10 protein-coding genes are annotated in these 16,566 nt (G+C 69.4%); all 10 read left to right on the top strand.

What is annotated here, in order from left to right; genetic code table 11:
* Positions 1-38 precede the first annotated feature (38 nt).
* The 10 genes from D3H34_RS29975 to D3H34_RS29930 all read left to right on the top strand — a co-directional run bounded on the left by D3H34_RS29975 (position 39) and on the right by D3H34_RS29930 (position 16,502).
* A complete protein-coding gene (locus D3H34_RS29975; protein ID WP_119558405.1) occupies positions 39-2,057 on the top strand; it encodes a caspase family protein in 2,019 nt (672 codons plus the stop codon).
* A 57-nt stretch (positions 2,058-2,114) separates the two neighbouring features.
* Entirely contained in the window at positions 2,115-2,672 is a 558-nt protein-coding gene (locus tag D3H34_RS29970; RefSeq protein ID WP_119558403.1) for a type VI secretion system tube protein Hcp, read from the top strand.
* A 27-nt stretch (positions 2,673-2,699) separates the two neighbouring features.
* On the top strand, positions 2,700-3,545 hold the full coding sequence (locus D3H34_RS29965) for a type VI secretion system accessory protein TagJ (protein WP_119558401.1): 846 nt from the start codon (positions 2,700-2,702) through the stop codon (positions 3,543-3,545).
* Entirely contained in the window at positions 3,538-4,053 is a 516-nt protein-coding gene (gene tssE, locus D3H34_RS29960; protein WP_062481207.1) for a type VI secretion system baseplate subunit TssE, read from the top strand. Before D3H34_RS29965 ends, tssE begins: the two co-directional genes overlap by 8 nt.
* Before the next feature lie 7 nt (positions 4,054-4,060).
* Positions 4,061-5,953 (top strand): type VI secretion system baseplate subunit TssF, encoded by a 1,893-nt coding sequence (gene tssF / locus D3H34_RS29955; RefSeq protein WP_119558399.1) that lies wholly within the window; start codon positions 4,061-4,063, stop codon positions 5,951-5,953.
* A 113-nt stretch (positions 5,954-6,066) separates the two neighbouring features.
* A complete protein-coding gene (gene tssG / locus D3H34_RS29950; protein ID WP_286186456.1) occupies positions 6,067-7,095 on the top strand; it encodes a type VI secretion system baseplate subunit TssG in 1,029 nt (342 codons plus the stop codon).
* A 19-nt stretch (positions 7,096-7,114) separates the two neighbouring features.
* Positions 7,115-9,817: a type VI secretion system ATPase TssH gene (gene tssH / locus D3H34_RS29945; RefSeq protein ID WP_119558397.1), complete on the top strand. Its 2,703-nt coding sequence runs from the start codon at positions 7,115-7,117 to the stop codon at positions 9,815-9,817.
* Between the two features lie 176 nt (positions 9,818-9,993).
* Positions 9,994-12,807, top strand: coding sequence for a type VI secretion system Vgr family protein (locus D3H34_RS29940; protein WP_119558395.1), 2,814 nt, complete (start codon positions 9,994-9,996; stop codon positions 12,805-12,807).
* 28 nt (positions 12,808-12,835) lie between these two features.
* On the top strand, positions 12,836-15,433 hold the full coding sequence (locus D3H34_RS29935; RefSeq protein ID WP_119558393.1) for a DUF2169 family type VI secretion system accessory protein: 2,598 nt from the start codon (positions 12,836-12,838) through the stop codon (positions 15,431-15,433).
* A gap of 13 nt (positions 15,434-15,446) precedes the next feature.
* On the top strand, positions 15,447-16,502 hold the full coding sequence (locus D3H34_RS29930) for a pentapeptide repeat-containing protein (RefSeq protein ID WP_286186455.1): 1,056 nt from the start codon (positions 15,447-15,449) through the stop codon (positions 16,500-16,502).
* Positions 16,503-16,566 lie beyond the last annotated feature (64 nt).

Below are 16,566 nucleotides of genomic sequence, written 5' to 3'. Positions count from 1 at the left end.
GTATAAGAGACAGCCTTCCCCCAGCGGGGGAAGGAGCCATGCGGGTGCTCGGCCTGCAAGTGCTGTTGATGCTGGCACTGCTGATTGCCGGCAGCACCGCCTTCGCCACCCCGCGCGCCCTGCTCGTCGGCGTCTCCGAACTCGTCAACCAGCCGCAGTCTCTGTGGCTGCAGGCGCCGCGCAACGACGTGATGCTCATGCGCGATGCCTTGCTGAAGCAGGGCTTCACCGCACCCGACGTTGCCGTGCTCGCCGACGGCGTGCCCGGCGCCGCGCTGCCCGAATCGCAGGCCATTCACCAGGCCCTGGCGCGACTGCTCGCGCAGTCGGCCAGCGGCGATTTCGTGCTGCTGTATTTCTCCGGTCATGGCACGCGCCTGCGCGACGTGGCCAAGCGCTACCAGGAGCCCGACGGCCTGTCGGAGAACTTCCTGGCGCGCGACGTGCGCGGCACGCTCGGCGCCGACGCTGCCCTGAGCGGCGACTTGCGCGACGTCGACTTCGACGCCTGGATCCAGGCCTTCCTGGCGAAGAACGTGTTCGTCGCCTCGGTGTTCGACACCTGCTCCGCCAACTCCATGACACGCGGCACGGGCGATGCGCCCGCGACCGCCGAGGGGCCGGCCGACGACGAAGTGCGCTGGCGCGGCCTGCGCACGACGCAGCTCACGGGCGGCGGCGCGCCCGCGCGACCGCTTGCCGCGCCGCCGGCCGCGACCGATGCCGTGCCGCGCGCCCGCTACGTGGCGTTGTTCGCATCCGAGAGCCACCAGATCACGCCCGAGCTGCGCCTGCCGCGCAAGGCGCGCGGCGCCCGGCCGCAGGGCCTGCTGACCTGGGCCGTGGTCGAGTCGCTGGCGCGCAAGCCCGCCACCTGGCGCGACCTGTTCGACGGCGTGCTCGCGCTGTACCCGCCGGTCATCGACGAACTCGCGCAGCGTTTTCCCACGCGCGAGCTGCCCTCGCCCGTGGCCGAGGGCAACCTCGATGCGCCGCTGTTCGCCAACAGCGGCGCGCCCGCGTCCACGCGCCCTGTGTGGGGCGCGCAGCGCAGCGGCGACAGCCTGGCCGTCAAGGCCGGCCTGCTCGACGGCCTGGCGGCGCAGCAGGAGGTGCGCGTGCTCGCGACGCTCGACGACGGCACCGTGCGCCGCGCGCCGGCCGCCATCGCGCAGATCAAGCTCGGCGGGGCCTGGCTCGCCGTGCCCGCGGCGTTGAAAGACCTGTCGGGCAGCGTGTTCTGGAGCGTCACGCCCATCGCAGAGCCGGCCGCGACGGCGCTGCGCGTGCGCGCCGACAAACCGCTGCCCGCCGGCCTGAGCCTGGACTACCCGGCCGCGATCCGCCTGGCCGACGACCCCGCGAGCGCCGACGTGCGCTGGACCGACCTCGGCCCCGCGGGCCATCGCCTCGAGGCACTCGCGCCCGTGTTCGGCACCGCCGCCTCCGCCGTCGTGGTGCCCGATGTCCCGGCGCTGCGCCGCCGCCTCCAGGCCCTGGCGCAGCTCAAGTGGCTGGCCCAGTTGCAGGCGCATGCGAAGGGCGGCCAGCTCGATGGTTTCGACGCGGTGCTCGAAGTCTGGAGCGCCGACCGGCTGCTGCGCAGCGTGCCGCTCGCCGAGGCCGCGAGCGGGCTGCCCGCATGGCGTGCCGGCGAGCGCGTGCGCCTGAACGTGCGCAACACCAGCGGCCGTTCGCTCGACCTCGTCATCACCGGCATCGATGCGCGCGGCGCGCTGCAGGCGGTGTATCCCGACGGCGCCGGCGAAACCAACCGCTTCAAGCGCGGCACGCCCGAGCAACCGGCGGTCAAGCGTTTCGAGCTGCCCTGGCTCGACGCGTCCGGCGAGGCGCGTCTGCTCGTCATGGCCGTACCGGCCGCGCCCCACAGCGCGCCGCGCCTGTTCGGCGTGACCACCGCGGCGCAGGCCGATGTGTCGGAAGTGCGTGTGCGCGGCGGCCAGCCGCCGGCCGCGAGCAGCGAGCGCCAGGTGTTTGCGGCCTTGCTGCGCAGGAGCGGCAGCGCCGGCACGGCAGATGGCGGAGCGCGGCCATGAGGCGGGCGCGCGTGGTGCCGGTCCAGTTGTGTTTCTTGTCCGAATCCGGAGGTTGATATGGCATTTCTCGAAGACGGCTCCTGGAGCCCCGAAGACGCACGGCAGTTCTACGAACTGATCGGCACCGGCTCGGCCGAGACCGACCTGGTCATGATGATCGAGAGCAAGGGATCGCCCGTCGAGGGCGAGCTCGAACGCGTCTTCGACGACGGCAAGGCGCGCCTGAACATCGGCGGCTACTACTGGTCGGTGCAGGTGCCCGAGTCGTCCGCGCAGAACCAGGTCGTGCCCAACAACCTGGTGGTCGCGCGCCGCAGCGACGCGGCCACGGCCACGCTCGCCAGCCTGCTGCGCGCGCAGGAAAAAGACCTGAAGGTCATCATCAGCGCCTTCAAGGCCGGCGGCGACCCGCAATCGCCCGAGGCGCAATCGACCTTCGAGATATCGCTGGAGAACGCGCGCATCTGCCGGCTGGTGCTCAACTCCGGCGGCCACTGGGGCGTGCCTTCGGAGCTGGTCTCCATCAGCTACCGCACGGTGAAGATCAAGTCGGCCCCGCAGAAGACCAGCGGCGCGCGCGGCGCGGTGCGCGAATGCCAGTTCACCCGGGTCTGACCCGAACGCCTCCAGGAGCACCCCGCCATGACGACGACCGCCGCAGACTTTCTCAAGGCCGCCGACCCGGCCGCCGCCCTCAAGGCCCTGAGCGACGACGTGCGCGCCAAGCCCTCCGACCCGAAGCACCGCGTCTTCATGGCGCAGCTGCTGTGCGTGCTCGGGCAGTGGGAGCGCGCGCTCAACCAGCTCACCGTCGCGGCCGAGCTCGATGCACTCGCCGTGCCCATGAAGCAGGTGTACGGCGAGGCCGTACGCTGCGAAGGCCTGCGCGCCGAAGTGTTCGCCGGCACGCGCACGCCGATGATCTTCGGCCAGCCCGACGAATGGCTGGCACTGCTCATCGAATCGCTGCTGCGGCAAGGCCGCGGCGAGAGCGAGCTGGCCGAAGACCTGCGCCAGCGCGCCTTCGACGGCGCGCCCGCCATCGCCGGCACCATCGACGGCGCGCCCTTCGAATGGCTGGCCGACGCCGACATGCGCCTGGGCCCGGTGCTCGAAGCCTTCGTCAACGGCAAGTACTACTGGATTCCATATGCGCGGCTCGCGCACATCAAGATCGAGCCGCCCGAAGACCTGCGCGACTGCGTCTGGATGCCCGCGCACCTGCAGTTCGAGAACGGCGGCGAAACGCTGGCGCTCATTCCCACGCGCTACGAAGGCACCGAGACACAGGACGACGGCGAGCTGCGGCTGGCGCGCAAGACCGAGTGGCGCGAGCTGCGCCCCGAGGTCTGGGCCGGCTACGGACAACGCGTGCTCGGCAGCGACGCCGGCGAGTACGCGCTGATGGACGTGCGCGAGATCCTCTTCACGCCCACTGCCGACGCCACGGTCGGGGCCGAGGGCGGCGAAAGCAGCGGCGGTGGCTGAACTCACCGCGCAGGAGCGGCTGCAGCCCTCGCTGCTCGATCGCCTCGTCGATCACGCGCCCGACGAGAAGCGCGAGGGCGACGACAAGCGCACGCTCACCAAGCAGGCGCTGCGCCAGGCTGTGCTGCGCGACCTCGGCTGGCTCTTCAATGCCACGGGGCACGGCCTCTCGATGGACGACAAGCAGCACCCCAATGCCGCGCGCTCCGTCATCAACTACGGATTGCCTATGCTGTCTGGCCAGTTCACCTCGTCGGTGCAGCGTGTCAGCATGGAACAGGCTTTGAAGAACGCAATCCTGCAGTTCGAGCCGCGCATTTTGTCCCGCACACTCGAAGTCGAACTCGTCATGGAAGGCCCGGCCCTGGAGTCCCACAACAGCATCGGCCTGCAGATCCGCGGCATGCTGTGGGCGCAGCCCGTGCCGCTCGAGTTCCTCATGCGAAGCCGCGTCGATCTGGAAGAGGGCCGCATAGAGATCGTGGACATGGCGCAAAACCCAAGGTAAGTCCGACATGGACCCTCGGCTGCTGAGCCTGTACGAACAGGAGCTGCGCTACTTCCGCGAAAGCGCCTCGGAGTTCGCCCGTGCGTTCCCGAAGATCGCGCATCGCCTGGGCATCGAAGGCCAGGAAGTCGCAGACCCGTACGTGGAGCGGCTGATCGAGGCCACGGCTTTTCTTTCGGCGCGCGTGGGCCTGAAGCTCGACGCCGAATACCCGCGCTTCACGGGCCACCTGCTCGACATCGTCTACCCGCACTTCCTGGCCCCCACACCGGCCATGACGGTGGTCTCGTTCGTGCCCGACCCGGAGGACGCCAACCTCGCGGCCGGCCCCACGCTGCCGCGCGGCGCCGGCCTGCGCGCGCGCCAGGCCGTGGGGCAGAACACGCACTGCGAGTTCCGCACGGCCGCCGCGCTGCGCATCTGGCCGATCGAAGTGCAGCGAGCCCAGTACTTCACCTATGCGCCCGACCTGCCGCTGAACACCCACCCGCAGTCGCGCGCCATCCGCGGCGGCCTGCGCATTGCGCTGCGCGCCACGGCGGGCCTGAACTTCAGCCAGATCGCGCTCGACGATCTGGTGCTGCACTTCGGCGGCGCGGAAGACGTGGCCTGGCAGCTGCACGAATGCGCGCTGGGCCAACCCGTCGGCGTCTGGGTACGCCCGCTCACGACCGGCGGCGCCCTGCAGGGCACCGCGCGCAGCCTGCCGGGCAGCGCCATCGGCGCGGTCGGCTTCGAGGACGACGAGGCCCTGCTGCCGGTCACGGCCACGGGCTTCTCGGGTTTCCGGCTGCTGCAGGAGTACTTCGCGTTTCCGCAGCGCTTCCAGTTCGCGCGCATCGGCGGACTGCAGGCCTTGCTCGCGACGATGCCGGTGACCGACCTGGAGATCGTGCTGCTGTTCTCGCGCGGCGATGCGGCGCTCGAGAAGCTGGTGAGCGCCGACAACGTGCAGCTGCACTGCGTGCCCGCCGTCAACCTGTTCACCCGGCGGCTCGACCGCGTGCCCGTGACCGAGGGCGTGAGCCAGTTCCACCTCGTGCCCGACCGCACACGGCCGCAGGACTTCGAGGTGCACACCGTCACCGAGGTCATCGGACACGGCGCGCCGGGTGCCGACGCCGCGGTGGCCGAGCAGCCGTTCCGGCCGTTCTACTCGGCCTTCCACGGCAGCCGCAACAGCCACCCGGCCTACTTCACGACCGCGCGCGAGCCGCGCATGCTGTCGGTGCGCCAGCGCACCGAAGGCCACCGCAGCAGCCACATCGGCTCCGAGGTCTACATGCAGATCGTCGATCCGCAGCAGGCGCCGTATGCCGCCACGCTGCGCCAGCTCGCCGTGACCGCGCTGTGCACCAACCGCGACCTGCCGCTGCTGATGCCGATGGGACGCGACAACGACTTCGACTGCGTCGATTCCTTCCCCGTGCAGCGCGTGCGCATGGTGCGAGGGCCGTCGCGGCCGGTGTCGCCGGTGGTGAGCCAGGGGCTGGGCTGGCGCGTGGTGGATCACCTGGCGCTCAACTACCTGTCGCTGTCCGACAGCACGCCAGAGCAGGGCGCCGCCGCGCTGCGCGAGACGCTCATGCTCTACGCCGTGCATGCCGACGAGATGCGCCAGGGCCAGGTGCGCGGGCTGCTGTCGGTCAGGAGCCAGCCGGTGGCGCGCCGCCTGCCGATGAAGGGACCGATCGCCTTCGGGCGCGGGCTCGAGGTGACGCTGGAAGTCGACAAGGACGCCTTCCACGGCCACAGCGCCTTCCTGTTCGGCGCCGTGCTCGCGCAGTTTCTCGCGCGCCACGTCGAGGTGAACCACTTCGTCGAGACCGTGCTGCGTGTCGCCGGCAAGGGCGAAGCCATGCGCTGGAGGCCGCTGTGCGGGACACGACAGATTCTGTGAGGGTCGCCGCCCGGCCGCCCGAAGGCGAGCGCCCCCTCGCTGGCGAGGGGGGAGGCGAAGTCCGCGAAGCGGCGAGCCTGGGGGAGACCGTCAATGCCCGGGTTGACCACGCATTGCGCGCGTGGTCGGCGCAGCCGTGGGACTTCGACTACTTCGCCGTGATGCGAAGGCTCGAGTCGGTCGCGAAGACCTCGCCGCGCTGGGGCCGTGCCTTGCTGCCCAGCGCCGAACCGGTGCGCGTGGGGCAGGAGCCCTCGCTGTCGTTCGCGCCCGCCAGCTTCAGCCGCTTCGAGCCGGCCACCGAGGCGTCGCCGCCGCGTCTGCGCCAGCACTTCTTCGGCTACATCGGTCCCAACGGCCCGCTGCCGGTGCACCTGAGCGACTTCATCCGCGAGCGCAGCCTGAACCACGGCGATCCGACGTGGCTGGCCTTTCTGGACAGCTTCTCGCATCGCTTCTCGCTGCACTTCTACCGCGCGTGGGCGCAGTCGCGCCCTGCCGTGGCGCTCGACCGGCCGGGTGAAGACCGCTTCCGCCTGCAGATCGGCGCGCTGGTCGGCATCGGCACGCCGGGGCGCATCGGGCGCGACGAGATCCACGACGACGCGCGCCTGCACTTCGCGGGCTGGCTGGCGCGCCGCGTGCACAACGCGGAAAGTGTCGAGTCGGTGCTGTGCAGCTACTTCGGCGTGCCGGTGAAGCTGGAACGCTGGGTCGGTCACTGGATGCGCCTGCCGGCGGACGACCTCACGCGGCTGGGGCAGGGCGAGAGTTCGCGCTCGATGGGCATGGGCGCCATGCTCGGCACCCGCGCCTGGGACCGCCAGCACCGCGTGCGCCTGCACCTGGGCCCGCTCACGCTCGACCAGTACCGCATGTTCCTGCCCATCGGCGGCGCACGCCCCGTGCTGCAACGCTGGATGCAGCAGCTCTTGGGCGACGAACTCGAATGGGACGCCGAGCTGGTGCTCGAGAAGGCCCAGGTGCCCGCCACCCGGCTCGGCCAGCGCGAAGGCAATGCGCCGCGCCTGGGCTGGGTCTCGTGGCTCGGCACCCGACCCCGCGCGCGCGACGCGGCCGATGTGCGCATTGCGCGCAAGTCGGCCCCGGCGTTTCAAACCACCCCATCGCCAATCGTCTAGATGAGATACGGAGTCCTCCATGAGTGAAATCAGCCGCACCGCCCTCTTCGGCAAACTCAACTCGCTGGCCTACAAGGCCATCGAGGGCGCCACCGTCTTCTGCAAGATGCGGGGCAATCCGTACGTGGAGCTGGAGCACTGGTTCGCCCAGCTGCTGCAGGTGCAGGACTCCGACCTGCACCGCGTGATCCAGCACTACGGCCTCGATGTGTCGGTGATCGCGAAGGACATGACCGCCGCGCTCGACCGCCTGCCGCGCGGCGCCACCGCCATCAGCGACTTCTCGCCGCACATCGAGAACGCCATCGAACGCGCGTGGACCTACGCCACCCTGCAGTTCGGCGAGGCGCAGGTGCGCACCGGCTACATCCTCGTGGGCATGCTCAAGACGCAGAGCCTGCGCAACCCGCTGTTCGGCCTGTCGAAGCAGTTCGAGAAGATCAAGGTCGAAGACCTGGCCGACAACTTCCCCAAGATTTGCGACGCCTCGCCCGAAGCGCAGATGCGCGCGCAGGACGGCACCGGCATGGGCAGCGGTGCCCCCGGCGAAGACTCGGGCGCCATGGCGCCGGCCGCCATGGGCAAGGGCGATGCCCTCAAGAAATTTGCTGTCGACCTCACGGAGAAAGCCAAGAAGGGAGAGATGGATCCGGTGACCGGGCGGGACGAGGAAATCCGCCAGATCGTCGACATCCTCATGCGCCGCCGCCAGAACAACCCGCTGCTCACGGGCGAAGCGGGTGTCGGCAAGACCGCGGTGGTGGAAGGCTTCGCGCAGCGCCTGGCGCGCGGCGATGTGCCGCCGCAGCTGAAGGACGTGAAGCTGCTCACGCTCGACATCGGCCTGCTGCAGGCCGGCGCGAGCATGAAGGGCGAGTTCGAACAGCGCCTGCGCCAGGTGATCGACGAGGTGCAGAGTTCGCCCACGCCGATCATTCTTTTCATCGACGAGATCCACACGCTGGTGGGCGCAGGCGGCGCGGCCGGCACCGGCGATGCGGCCAACCTGCTCAAGCCCGCGCTCGCGCGCGGCAACCTGCGCACCATCGGCGCCACCACCTGGGCCGAGTACAAGAAATACATCGAGAAAGACCCGGCGCTCACGCGGCGCTTCCAGGTCGTGCAGGTGCCCGAGCCCGACGAGACCAAGGCCATCCTCATGCTGCGCGGCGTGGCCAGCGTGCTGGAGAAGCACCACCGCGTGCAACTGCTCGACGAGGCCATCGAGGCGGCCGTGAAGCTCTCGCATCGCTACATTCCCGCGCGCCAATTGCCCGACAAGGCCGTGAGCCTGCTGGACACGGCCTGCGCGCGCGTGGCCGTGTCGCAGCACGCAACGCCGCCCGAGGTGGAAGACTGCATGCGTCGCATCGAAGGACTCACGGTGGAGCAGGAGATCATCGGCCGCGAGGAAGCCATCGGCATCGACGTGACCAAACGCGCCGCGCTGGTGGCCACGCTGCTGGCCGAATCGAAGGTGCAGCTCGATGCGTTGAATGCGCGCTGGCAGGAAGAGAAGGGGCTGGTCGACCGGTTGCTCGAACTGCGCAGCAAGCTGCGCGCGGGCAACAAGCCGGTGGATGCACCCGCAGCCGGCGAAGCTGCCGCAGAGCCCGCCGAAGCCGGTCCCGACCGCGCCGCGCTGCTGGCCGAACTGCACGAGCTGCAGGCCAAGATCCATGCGGTGCAGGGCGAGTCGCCGCTCATCCTGCCGTCGGTCGATGAACAGGCCGTGGCCTCGGTCGTCGCCGACTGGACCGGCATTCCCGTCGGCCGCATGGTCAAGAACGAAGTCGAGGCCGTGCTCAAGCTCGCCGACACGCTGAACCAGCGCGTCATCGGCCAGAAGCATGGCCTGGAAATGATCGCGCGCCGCATCCAGACCTCGCGTGCGCGGCTGGACAACCCGCAGAAACCCATCGGCGTGTTCATGCTGTGCGGCACCTCGGGCGTGGGCAAGACCGAGACTGCGCTGGCGCTGGCCGAAGCGCTGTACGGGGGCGAGCAGAACATCATCACCATCAACATGAGCGAGTTCCAGGAGGCGCACACCGTCTCCACGCTCAAGGGCGCGCCCCCCGGCTACGTCGGCTACGGCGAGGGCGGCATCCTGACCGAGGCGGTGCGCCGCCGGCCCTACAGCGTGGTGCTGCTGGACGAAGTGGAGAAGGCCCACCCGGACGTGCACGAGATCTTCTTCCAGGTCTTCGACAAGGGATGGATGGAAGACGGCGAGGGCCGCATGATCGATTTCAAGAACACGATCATCCTGCTCACCACCAACGCCGGCAGCGAGCTCGTGATGAGCATGTGCCGCGACCCCGAGCTGCTGCCCGATTCGAACGCGCTGGCCGATGCGCTGAAGGCGCCGCTGATGAAGGTGTTCCCGCCCGCGCTGCTGGGCCGCATCGTCACCATTCCCTACTACCCGCTGTCGCCCGAGATGATGAAGAAGATCGTGCGGCTGCAGCTGGGCCGCATCAAGAAGCGCGTGGAAACGAACCACGGCGTGCCCTTCGAGTACAGCGACGCGGTGGTCGACCAGGTGGTCGCGCGCTGCCAGGACCCGGAATCGGGCGGGCGCGTGATCGACGCGATCCTCACCAACACCGTGCTGCCGACGATTTCGGTCGAGTACCTGCAACGTCTCGCATCCGGCGGAGAAATCCGCCGCGTCGCGCTCGACGTGAAGGACGCCGACTTCACCTACGCGTTCGACTGACATGACGCACACCCCCAGTCTTCGCGCACTTCGTGTCGCTTCGCCAACCCCCTCGCCGGGGGCCACGCCAGCGGCCCGGCAAAGCCGGTTCCGCGGCGTGCCTCGCGACCGTGGCGTCTCGATGACCCGGGTGTCCACAGCGCGCTGAGACGCCTCCAACTCCGAGAGAAAAGAAGATGGCCGACCACGAGTTCCGCATCGAGAGCGATTCGCCCGCCAAGGACGACCTGATGTTCTGGCGCATCGTCGGGCACGAGGCGCTGGCGCGGCCCGCGGCCTACGAGCTCACCGTGCTGTCGAAGAACAAGGACCTCGCCGCCAAGGACATCCTGGGCCATGCCTTCGACGTCGTCATCGAGTTCAAGGACGCCGACGGCGGCGCGCACGAGCGGCACTGCCAGGGCCATGCCGTGCGCTTCGTGCGCGCGGGCCACATGGGACGGCACTACGAGTACCGCATCGCGCTGCGCTCGTGGTTCTGGCTGCTCACCAAGCGCGCCAACTCGCGCATCCACCAGGAAAAGAAGGTGCTCGAAGTGCTCGACGCGGTGTTCGAGGACAGCCCGATCAAGCGCTTCAAGAAGACCAAGGCCTCCAACGTCATCGGCACGCACAACCCGCGCAGGTATTGCGTGCAGCACCAGGAGAGCGACTACCAGTTCCTGTCGCGCCTGCTGGAAGACGAAGGCATCTACTACTGGTTCGATGCGCACGACGCGCCCGGCACCATGCACCTGTCGGACGCCAGCGACATGGCGCACGACAAGCTGCCCGCCGCCGACACGCTGCGCCACATGGCGGTCAATGCGGCCGAGCCGCGCTTCAACGAGATCTCGCGCTGGGTCAGCGCGCGGCAGTTCGACACCGGCAAGCATTCGTCGCGCGACAGCGACTTCAAGGCCATCAAGAAGAAGCTGGGCGCCGACATCGACAGCTCCGACACGCACGAACTCGCGGAGTTCGAGATGTTCGAGTTCCCCGGCGGCTACTTCAGCGGCGACGACGCCGAGACGCGCGCCAAGCTGCGCGGCGACGAACTCAACGCGCGCCGCGACCGCCACTGGGCGCTCACGCCGTGGCCCGACGTCGCGGCCGGGCGCAGCTTCAAGTTCGAGGACGACCCCGACGGCACGCGCAACGGCGACTACGTGATCGCCGCCTGCACCTTCATCGCCAGCCACCGCGGCTACGAGGGTGTGAGCGCCAGTTCGCCGGCGCAGCCCGTGCAGCGCGCGCTGGCCGAGGTGCTGCGCGACGACGCCGTGAACGCCGACACCCTGCCGGTGCTGGAAGAGCTGATCGCCGCCACGCCCGCGCTGGCCGCCGCGCAGACCGGCAGCAGCCTCTTCCTGCTCACCGTGATGCCGGTCGACCGCCCGTTCCGCGCGCCGCGCCTCACGCCGCGCGTGACCATGCCCGGCCCGCAGACGGCCATCGTGGTCGGCCCCAAGGGCGACGAGCTGCACGTGGACGACCACGGCCGCGTGAAGGTGCACTTTCACTGGGACCGCTACGACGAGAGCAACGAGAAGTCGACCTGCTGGGTGCGCGTGTCGCAACCCTGGGGCGGCAAGGGCTGGGGCGGCTACTTCGCGCCGCGCATCGGGCAGGAGGTGATCGTCGACTTCCTCAACGGCGACCCCGACCGCCCCGTGATCGTGGGCCGCGTCTACAACGACGACCAGCCCATTCCGTACAAGTCGCCCACGCAGAGCGGCTTTCGCACGCGGTCCACGCCCGGCGGCGGCGTGAACAACTACAACGAGATCATGTTCGAGGACAAGAAGGGCGAGGAGAACATCAACATCCACGCCGAGAAGAACATGAGCCGCAGCGTGGAACTGGACGACTCCACCACGGTGGACCGCGACCAGACCGTGACCGTGAAACGCGACCAGACCTCCACGGTCGTGCGGGACCGCAAGACGACCGTGGAGAACAACGACACCACGATCATCCAGAAGTTCCAGAAGCTCACGGTCGGCAAGAACCAGGACAACCATGTGGTGGGCTATCAGACCACGAATGTCGACATCGACCATGCGTTGCTGGTGAAGGGCCATCACAAGATCCAGTCCGACGGCAACCGCACCGACATCACCGGCGGCAACGAGACGCGCACGGTCACGGGCACGCAGACCGTCACGGTGCAGGGCGGGGTGAAGTACAAGGCCCCGACCATGGTCTTCGAGGCCGGGCACATGGAGTTCAAGGTGACCGGCGGCAACTCGATGAAGATCGACGCCAATGCCGCACCGTATGCCGCGGCGTTCCAGAAGTACACGCTGGTGAGCAACACCGAGCTCAACATGGTGGCCATCGGCAACATCAACACCGTGTCGGTGGGATCGAACACCACGGTGCTCGGCCCCAACACCAGCGGCTACATCGGCAACAACACGGACTTCAACCTCGGCGTCACCCGCTCGACCTTCATGGGGCTGAGCATGGACAACGCGCTGGGCATCGCGATGTCGAACTTCCTCGGCCTGAAGGTCGACAACACCCTGGCCATCAGCATGGAGTCGGTGGCCGGCCTGAAGATCGAGCGCGACGGCACCTCGGTGCGGCAGGCCCCGCTGCATTCGATCATGCCGGGCGCAGGGGCCGGAGCGGGAACCGATGCGACGGCCGCCATGGCAACTGCCGGGACGGTGGGTGCGGTCGCGAGCCTTGCGTACGGAGCCGTGTCCATGATCAGCGGCGCGGCGTCCCTGGGTTCCCAGTACGCCGACGCGAGGAAGCTGATGAACGAAATTCTCTCGAGCAGCGACATCGACCGCATTCCCGGCATGCGCGGGCGGCTGGAGCGCATGCGCAATCTGGTGAACACCAATCTCAACGACGGCGCCCTCACGGTTGCGACGGTGGGAACCGGCGGCGCGTTGCTGGCACTGATGGGCATGGTCCCCGGCGTCGACGCCGTGGGCAGCGAGCGCGGCGCCAACAGGCTGCTCAGCCGCGACGACGACGGCAATCCCAACGGCTGATCGGGAAGAAGGCCTCGCCCGAACCATCATGCAAGTCGTCAAACCCCAGGCCGTCTGCCTGAGCACCCGGCCGATCGAGTTCCGCAAGCGCTTCGGCCTGTGCGTGACGGCCATGCTGCACGTGCCTTTCGAGCAGGCCGAGGGCGGCACGCTGTGGGGCGAGCAGTCGGCCTGGAACTTCATCGGACGCGAGATGGCGGTGCCTCTGGTCGACGAGGGCGTAGCCAAGCTCACGCCCGAGTTCCTCGTGCACGGCCAGGCCTTTCCTCCCGCTGAAAGCCCTACCGCCTGCGCGGTGCGCGCACGGTTGGGCAGCCGCAGCAAGACCCTGCTCGTCTTCGGTGATCGCCACTGGGAGGGCACGAAGGCCAGCGCGCCACTGGCGTTCGACGCGATGCCCATCGATGCCGCGCATGCCTACGGGGGGGCCGCGGTGCCGGCCAACCCCGATGGCATCGGCGCCGCGCCCGAAGGCGGGCACCACCGGCTGCCGAACATCGAGCGACCCGACCAGCCCCTGCGCGATCCGGCACAGTCCGTGGCGCCCGCAGGCTTTGGCCTGCGGGGACCGATGCACCCGGAGCGCGCGCGATTTCGCGGCACCTACGACGCGGACTACCTCAAGGCGCACGCGCCGGGCTTCGCGCCCGACCTGGACTGGCGCTACTTCAACCTCGCCCCAGAGGACCAATGGTTCGACGCCCCACTGCGCGGCGACGAGCCTTTCCAGTTCGATCACATGCATCCGAAGAAGCCGCGGCTCGAAGGCCGACTGCCCGGCTTGCGCGCGCGCGTGTTCGCCGACTATCGCGCCGTCGGTGCCGCCGAGCCGCGCTTGCGCGAAGTGCCGCTGCGCCTGACGACGGTCTGGTTCTTTCCACATGCCGAACGGGCGCTGCTGCTGTTCCAGGGACTGGCGGAGGTGGCCACTGACGACGGCTCCGACGTGCACGGGCTGCTCGGCGCCGTCGAGCGCGTCGATGCGTCGCGGCCTGACACCCACTACCTCGATGCGCTGGCGCGGCGCGCCGATCCACGATGGGGCGGGGTCGAATGCCTGGACGACAGCGACCTGCTGCCTGAAGGCATCGACGCAGTGGACCCCGAGGCCGAGCGGGCTGCCGAGGCCTTCGCGAGCCAGGGTCTGCAGGCGCAGGCGCAGTACCGCCGCGCCGAGATCGACGTGGCCCTTGCGCGGGAAGAGTTGCGCGCCAGCGGTCGCGACCCGGATGCGATGGGCATCGTCATGCCGCCGCGCGAAGAGCCCCCGGCGCCGGCGCAGCGCGTGGCCCACCTGAAGCAGAAGCTGCAGGAGGCCGAAGCGCAGAAGCTGGCGGCCGTCGACGATGCGCTCGACGCCCTCGAGCAGGCGGCGGCGGCGCGCAAGGCGAATCCGGCCATGAAGCCCATCGAGCACCGGGGGCCGCCGCTCTTCAATGCCGATGTGGCGCTGGCGCAGCTCCAGGGCGCGAACGCCGGTGCGACCGGTGCGTTCGACCTCGCAGCCGTGCATGGCCAATTGCTGCAGCAGGAAGCGATGGAGCGGCTGGGCTACCTGCAGGGCGCGCACGCGCAGCAGCCCGCGCCCGCGATGCAGGCGGCACAGGCCCAGACGCTGAAGGACGGCATGAAGCAGGCACTGGCCGGCGGGCTGCGCTTCTTCGGCGGCATGGACTTCACCGGTGCCGACTTCTCGGGGCTGGATCTGCGCGATGTCAATTTCGCCGGCGCGTGGCTCGAGAGCGTGGACTTCGGCAAGGCCAACGTGTCGGGCGCGAACTTCACGGCTGCGGTGCTGGCGCATGCGAACCTCGACGGCGCGATCGGCATCCGGGCCATTCTCCAGGGCGCCAACCTGGGGGGCACACGCTGGAAAGGCGCGGTGTTCGATGAGGCCGATTTCAGCGCGACGCAGCTGTCGCATGCCGATCTGAGCGGCCTTTCGCTGCGGCGCGCCCGGATGAAGGGCGCCATGCTGGTCGGCACGCGCTGGGACGGCACCGATGCGCACGGACTGCAGGCGCCCGAGCAGCTTTTCTACCGGCTGTCGCTGCCGGGCCTCTCGCTCGCCGAGGCCGAACTCGCGGGCTGCCAGTTCGTCGAATGCGACCTCACCGGGGCCGATTTCCGCGAGGCCCATCTGGCCCAGGCCAACCTGGTCACCTGCAAGCTGGCCGGTGTCCGTTTCGGCGGTGCACGCGGCATGGGCATGGTGTTCGCCCAGCACTGCGAACTGGCCGACGCGGATTTCTCCGGGGCGCGGATGCAGGGCGCCAACTTCGGTGCCGCGGACATGTCGCGTGCGCGGATGCTCGGCAGCGTGCTCGACGGTGCCAACCTGTGCGAGGCCCGGCTCCCCGACAGCGACTGGCGGCTGGCCTCGGCCAAGGGCGCGTTGCTGCGCCGCACGGTGCTGCGAGGCGCGAGGCTGGCAGGGGTGAACTTCAGCGAGGCGATCCTGCAACATGCCGACCTGCGCGGCTGCGACTTGCGCAACAGCAACCTGTTCGCGGCCGACCTGTCGCGCGCGCGGCTCGATGGCGACGTGCGCTTCGAGGGGGCCCTGCTGCAGCGCGCGCGCACATGGCCTCGGCTCACGCCCGAGCAGCAGGCCGCGGGTGCCTGAGGACGACGCCGCCATGATGAACCCCACCACGCTGACCCTGGCCGTGCTGCTCGGCGAGTCGATTGCCGGGCTCGACCTGTCGGGCGGCCATTTCTCGAATGCGCAGCTGGCCGGCGGGCTGTTCGACCGGGTGAATTTTTCCAAGGCCGATCTGCGTGGGGCCGACCTGCGCGAGGCCGTGTTCAACCAGTGCGACCTGCGCGGCGCGCTGCTGGGCGGCGCGCGGTTGCACCGCGCCGTGTTCAATCAGTGCCCGATGGACCACATCGACCTGCACGATGCCAGCCTGCACGCGGCCGTGTTCAGCGAATGCCAGGCACCGCATGCGAACCTGTCAGGTGCCGACCTGAGCATGCTCGCCTGCACCAAGACCCGTCTCGACCACGCGATGTTGCGCGGCGCGCTGCTGGACGCCTGCGTGCTGACAGAGAGCAGCCTGGTCGACCTGGGTGCCGAGTCGACGCGCTGGATCCACGTGACCGTGGCCGGCTGCGATCTGCGCCATGTGGCGTGGCGCGGCGCCCACCTGCTGCGCGTGGCGTTCTCCACCACGCAGCTTGCCGGCGTGTCGTTCGAGGATGTCGCGCTCGAGAGCTGCCAGTTCGCGAGCGCCGACCTGCGCGGGGCCCGATTCAGCGGGGCGCCGCTGCGCCAGTGCAACTTTCAGGGCGCCAAGCTCGACGAGGCGCGCTTCGACCGCATCGATGCGCCCCTGGCCCTGTTCTGCGAGGCCGAAGGGACCGGTGTCGATTTCTCCAGTGCCGTGCTGACGCAGGCACTGTTCACGGGTGCCCGGCTGCCGCAGGCGAACTTCAGCGCCGCGCGCCTGCACCAGGCCCATTTCGCCGGTGCCGCGCTGGACCGGGCCCGCTTCAACGGGGCGGACCTCACGTATGCCGACCTGCGCCATGCGCACCTGCACCAGGCCGACCTGCGCGGTGCGACCCTCGCGCGAACCTGCCTGCACCGGGCCCTGACCGACGAGGCGCAGATCGAGGATCGCAGCCGCGCGATCGAAACCGATCCCGAGCTGGCGCAAGCCGAGGACTGGCGCCCCCTGCCGGCCTGAGGCACCAGTCGATGCCCCTTCTTTCCATTGGAAGCCCTGCCATGAAAACCATCGCCCACCACCC

This window comes from Acidovorax cavernicola (genome assembly GCF_003581445.1).
Note: the sequence above shows the minus strand (reverse complement) of the source record. Positions and strands in the feature narration are given on the sequence as shown.